The organism is Kitasatospora sp. NPDC093558, assembly GCF_040683475.1.
Lineage (GTDB): Bacteria > Actinomycetota > Actinomycetes > Streptomycetales > Streptomycetaceae > Kitasatospora.
Genome location: NZ_JBFBDY010000449.1, coordinates 1 through 5,201 on the forward strand (window position 1 = coordinate 1; position 5,201 = coordinate 5,201).

4 protein-coding genes and 1 pseudogene are annotated in these 5,201 nt (G+C 74.2%); 1 reads left to right on the forward strand and 4 read right to left on the reverse strand.

What is annotated here, in order from left to right:
* The 4 genes and pseudogenes from AB0O00_RS28730 to AB0O00_RS28745 form a co-directional block, all read right to left on the reverse strand.
* Positions 1 to 1,170, reverse strand: a pseudogene (locus AB0O00_RS28730) (hypothetical protein); the annotation flags it as partial.
* A gap of 88 nt (positions 1,171 to 1,258) precedes the next feature.
* Positions 1,259 to 2,134 carry a hypothetical protein gene (locus tag AB0O00_RS28735; RefSeq protein ID WP_363656620.1) on the reverse strand — a complete coding sequence of 292 codons (876 nt, stop codon included), beginning with the start codon at positions 2,132 to 2,134 and terminating at the stop codon, positions 1,259 to 1,261.
* Entirely contained in the window at positions 2,131 to 2,259 is a 129-nt protein-coding gene (locus AB0O00_RS28740; RefSeq protein WP_363656622.1) for a hypothetical protein, read from the reverse strand. Before AB0O00_RS28740 ends, AB0O00_RS28735 begins: the two co-directional genes overlap by 4 nt.
* Before the next feature lie 11 nt (positions 2,260 to 2,270).
* Complete coding sequence (locus AB0O00_RS28745) at positions 2,271 to 3,755, reverse strand: hypothetical protein (protein WP_363656626.1); 1,485 nt, start codon at positions 3,753 to 3,755, stop codon at positions 2,271 to 2,273.
* Positions 3,756 to 4,105: 350 nt separating this feature from the next.
* Here AB0O00_RS28745 and AB0O00_RS28750 point away from each other — a divergent pair, with 350 nt between their 5' ends.
* The gene (locus AB0O00_RS28750; protein ID WP_363656624.1) at positions 4,106 to 5,173 is read left to right on the forward strand and encodes an IPT/TIG domain-containing protein; all 1,068 of its coding nucleotides are present in this window, start codon (positions 4,106 to 4,108) and stop codon (positions 5,171 to 5,173) included.
* The last annotated feature ends 28 nt before the right edge of the window (positions 5,174 to 5,201 follow it).

Genomic DNA, 5,201 nt, shown 5'->3' on the forward strand with positions numbered 1-5,201 from the left:
CTCGCGGCGCAGCGCGGCGGCCTCGGCGGTGGCCGCGGCGAGGCTGAGCGTGGCGTGCCGGTAGGTGAGTTCCTCGGCGATCAGGCTGTGCCGGGTGCGGTCGGCCTCGGCGGCGGTGACGGCGCTCGCGGCGGCGGCGACCTCGATGGCGAGGTCCTGGGCGCGCTCGCGCTCGGCGGTGGCGCGGGAGGCCAGCGCGTGGGCGAGGCGGCGGGTGCGGCGCTCGGCGGTGCGGTGGGCCTCGCGGACGGTCTCGCGCGCGGTGGTGGACTCGGCGATGCGCTCCAGCAGGTCGAGCGACCCGGCGGTGAAGTCGCGCTCGGCGGTGAGCTCGGAGCGCAGGCCGAGCTTGGCGGCGAAGCCGTGGACGAGGTCGGCCAGGCCGTCGGTGTCGCGGGTGTCGGTGACGGCGCGCAGCAGGAGGTCGGTGAAGTCGCTGTCGTGCTTGACCGCGAAGAGGCCGGCCGCCTCGCCCTCGTCGGCGTTCATCTCGCGCTGGTAGCGGAAGAGTTCGGGATCGAGGCCGAGCTCGCCGAGGTGCTCGGTCCAGCGGTCGTGACCGTCCTCGAAGACCAGGTCGAGGTGCGGGTGGGCCTTGCCGGCCTCGGTGAGGGCGTCGCGGAAGCCCTTCATGGTGCGGCGCCGGCCGCGGGCCTTCTGGTCGCCGGCCAGGCTGACGCGCTCGGCGACCGGGAGGGAGTCGAGGGTGAGGCCGGGGCCGGGACGGAAGGAGTACCAGGTCTCGGCGAACTTGCGCGGGTCGGAGGAGACCTGGCGGCCGCGCCACTCGCTGACCTTGCCGACGACGATCAGCTCACCGGTCACGGTGTGCTGCCACTCCAGGGCGACGTGGCCGCAGTCGTCGGCGAGCAGGAACTTGCGCAGCACGCCGGAGCTCGCGCCGCCGAGGGTGTTGCGGTGGCCGGGGAGCATCACCGAGAAGATCAGCTTGAGCAGGACGGACTTGCCGCCGCCGTTCTCCAGGAAGAGCACGCCGGCCGGGGCCGGGCGGCGCACCGGGCCGTCGGCGTCCTCGCCGAAGAGGCCGATCTGCTGCGGGGCCGGGTCGGCGACCGGCTCGCCGACGCCGCGCAGGTCGAGCACCGTGTCGGCGTAGCGGGCGCCGGCCGGTCCGATCGAATAGAGGCGGACCCGGTTGAGCTCGTACATGTGCGGCGGTTCTCCGTGGCTGACGTGGGTTGGGGGTGGGCGGGGGGGTAGGGGGGTTGGGGGGTTAGGGGTTCGGGGGCGCGGGTGTTCAGAGGGAGTGGAACGGGAGGCCCGCGTCCGCGACCAGCTCGTCGGCGGTGTCCGGGGGCAGCAGGCTCGCGGTGCCGTCCGAGACCGGGACGACGCCGAGGTCGAGCAACTCGGCCATCGCGGCGGTGCCGGCCAGGTCGCGGACCTGCAGCTGGTAGCGGGCGGTGGTGCGGTAGGTGCCGCCGGCGTCGTCCGAGACCTTCTGCAGGAAACCGGAGTCGACCAGGAACACGACGGCCTTGGCGACGATGCCGATCGTGGAACCGGAGAGCCGGCGGGCGTCCTTCGTGGCGCCGGTGGCCGTGCGCCGGGCCCACACCCGCCAGGCGGCCTCCAGCCCGGGGGCGTCGCTCTGCGGGTCGGTGTTGGCGCCCTCGGCGTCGGCCTGCTCCTCCAGGCGGCGGCAGGCCTGGCGGACGAACGAGTCGACGCCGTTGACGGTGATCCGGCCGAGGTAGCCGTCGTCGGCGAGGTCTTCGGGACGGGGGAAGGCCATCGCGGCGACGGCCAGGTGCGCCAGACCGTGCAGGAAGCGGTCGGTGGACTCGGACGCGGCGCGGCGCGAGTAGTCGCCCATGCGGACGGCGAAGACCGAGTCCTCGGCGGCGGCCACGGCCATGCCCGCGCGCGGCGAGACCTCCAGCACGACCAGGCCCATGCCGGTGGCGATCGCGTCGGCGAGGCGCGCGAACGGCGGGTCCTCGCGGTGGCGGCGCACCAGCTCGGCGTACTCGGCGTCGCGGGCGGGGAGCAGCTTGGCCTGGAGGCCGAAGGAGACCAGGCGGGCGGCGTCGGCGACGTCGGCCGGGGTGATCGGCGCGGGCGCGGCGGGCTCGGTCTCGGGCGCCCAGGACGTGTCGTGGTGGGTCGTCACGGGCGGTGCTCCTCGGGGCTGTTGCTGGCGGTTCGGGTGGCCGGGTGGGTGGCCGGGTGGGTGGCCTGGCTGACGGCCTGGCGGGTGGTCAGGCGGGAGTTCTGGTGGGTGGTCTGGCGGTGCATCGGGGGGCCGGTCAGCCGGCGTCCTTACGGTCGGCGGCCATCCCGACCGCGTCCAGGAGCGCACTGCCGACGATCAGGTCGGCGCCGCCGAACTCCGGATCGCTCAGCGGCGTGCCGTCGTCCACGGCGAACAACAGCCGCTCCTCGCCCTGCCGGTAGGCCGTACCGACCGGCGGACTGGCCGCGTGCACCGCCAGCAGGGCCACCAGGTACGGGAGTTCGGGATCCTGCCGGCGCGCCTCGGCGAGCAGGCCGGACAGCCGGCGCGGCGCGTCGGCCGGCAGGTCCAGCAGCTCCAGCGCGGCCTCCAGCTGCGCCTCGGAGAAGCGGCTGTCGTCCGGGGTGGCGACGAGGTCCGGGTCGGGCAGCTCGGCGCCGAGGTGCTCGCGCTCGACCGGCGGGGTGAGCAGCAGGTCGACCAGGTCGGCGACGCGCACCGAGCTCGGGACGCGCAGCCCGGCGCCCCGGGCGAAGAACGCGCCGGTGGGGCGGACGGCCTGCTCTATCGGCAGCCGCAGCACGGGCGCGAGCAGCTGCCCGTACAGGTCGATGCCGCTGCGGGCGCCGGGGGTGGCGAAGGCCTGCCGGTCCTGCTCGGCGCGGAACAGCGGGCCGGCCTCCAGCAGGCGGGTCTGCAGCTGGGTGTGCCGGCGGATGCAGTCCTTGACGATGTCGACGAGCTCGGCGGCGCGGCGCTTGTGCTCCGGCTCCTCGGCCTCGTCGCGGGCCTTGCGGATGTTGGTGAGAATCGCGTTCTCGTGCCGGTAACGGTCGGCGATGTGGTCCAGCGCCTCGTCGATGAGATCGGGGATCGTGCGCATCCAGTCGACGGCGCGGACGTTGCGCCGGGTGGCCTCCAGGGCGCGGCGCAGCGTCTCGGCGTACTGGACGGTGCGGTAGCGGGCCTGCTCGGCGGCGAGCTGGGCGTCGGCCAGGCGGCCGCGGCGGATCAGCACCTCCAGCTTGACCTCGGCGGCGATCTGGGCCGAGGTGACGTCGGTGTCGAGCGCGCCGACCAGGACGTTGACCGCCTCGTCGGTGGTGCGCAGGTAGACGCCGCCGTCGGGGCCGGGGACCTCCTCGATCAGCTTGAAGTCGTAGTCGCGGCGGACGTACTCGCCGTCCGCGCCGAAGGTGCCGTAGACGGCGCGGAAGCCACGGTCGACGCTGCCGACGTTGATCAGCGACTCCAGCACCCAGCGGGCGACCCGCTCGTGCTCGGCGCCGGGACGGCCGGCGGCCTGCGCGGCGACCCGGGGCAGCAGCCGGGCGAGCACTATGTCGCGGTCGGCGCCGGTGTCGAAGTCCATGTGGAGGGTGACCAGGTCGATCGCGGCCAGGCCGACCTCGGCCATCGCATAGCCGCCGTACTCGCCGGCCAGGTTGACCTTGCGGTTGTCCAGGTCGTGCAGCGGGGCGGTGCAGGCCAGCGCCTTGAGCCGGCGGGCGAGGCCCTCGTCGGCGGCGGGGCCGGGCGCGGGGCGCGCGCCGGGCACGCCGGCGCCGGCGGCGGGCCGGAGGGCGGGCGCGGTGGGCGGGTCTGCGATGACGGTCACGGTGGACAAGATTAGAGGTTCGCACCGACATCGACCGAAACGGACCTTGCGGGCGGGCTGCGCGACGGGCGTGCGGCGGGTGGGCGACGGGCGCGCAACGGGTGGGCGTGCGTGTCGGGGGTGTTTTCGGGGGTGACTGCGGAGGTGTTTTCGGGGGTGGCTTCGGGGGTGACTGCGGAGGTGACTGCGGGGGTGATTTCAGAACCCGGTTTCGACGGGATCACGCCAATCCCGAACGGAAATTCGGGAAAGCCGTGAAGGCCGTGCGGTGCTTCCGTGATGATCGGCCTATGATCACTCGACTGGCCAAAGCGGGCCTCGCCGCCGCGCTGTCCGTGACCACCCTCGCCACCGGCGCCGCCGCTTCCTCGGCCGCACCGGCCTCCGCGGGCTCCCCTGCCGCCTCGGCTGATGTGCCGGCCGTCCAGGGCCCGCACGTGACGCTCTCCATGAACGGCTTCCTGCCGAGCACGACCCCTCCCGGGCCGGGCAAGTTCTCGATCGGCTGGACCTCGGCCGGGACGCAGGACCTCACCGGACCGACGCACATCACCCTCGACCTGCCGCCAGGGATCAAGACCGACGGCGCGATGTTCACCTACGTGCCGGCCGACTACACCATCTACGAGAACGTCTCGTCCGACGGCCACCACTTGGAGGTCGTCTTCACCGGCACCCGGCAGCCCGGGCACTACGACTTCATGAAGCTCACCCTGTACGGCAACGGCACCCAGCAGCCGACCGACCGGATCGTCGCGACGATCGGCAACCCGAACGACACCGACCCGACCGGCCACATGGTGATCCTGCAGGTCGACGGGACCACGCCGGCACCGCCCGCACCGGTCGCGCCGGTCGTCACCGGCATCGACACCAGCACCGGCCCGGGCGTCGGCGGTACGGCGGTGGACATCAGGGGCACCGGGCTCGGCAACGGCATGGTGCTGATCGGTGGCGTCCCCGCGACCGGCACCTGCACGGACACCGACTGCACGGTGACCACCCCGGGCGGAACGGGCAGCGCACCGATCAGCGTGGTCACCGCCGGCGGGACGGCCGCGGCGCCGTTCACCTTCGACTACACGGGCGACCCGCCCCCGGCGCCGCCGGTGCCGACGGTGTCCAGCCTCTCGACCGCGAGCGGTCCGGTGGCGGGCGGCACGCAGGTGGTCGTCATCGGCAACGACCTGACGTACGGGACCGTGAACTTCGGCGGGGTGCCGGCCCTGCACACCTCGTGCGGACCGAGGTACTGCTCGGCGACCGCCCCGGCGGGCGCGGCGCCCGGACCGGTGGACGTCACGGTGACGACGGTCGGCGGGACGAGTGCGGCGGCGACGTTCACGTACACCGCGTAGGGCGGGTGCCGTTGCCCGGGCGCGCGGC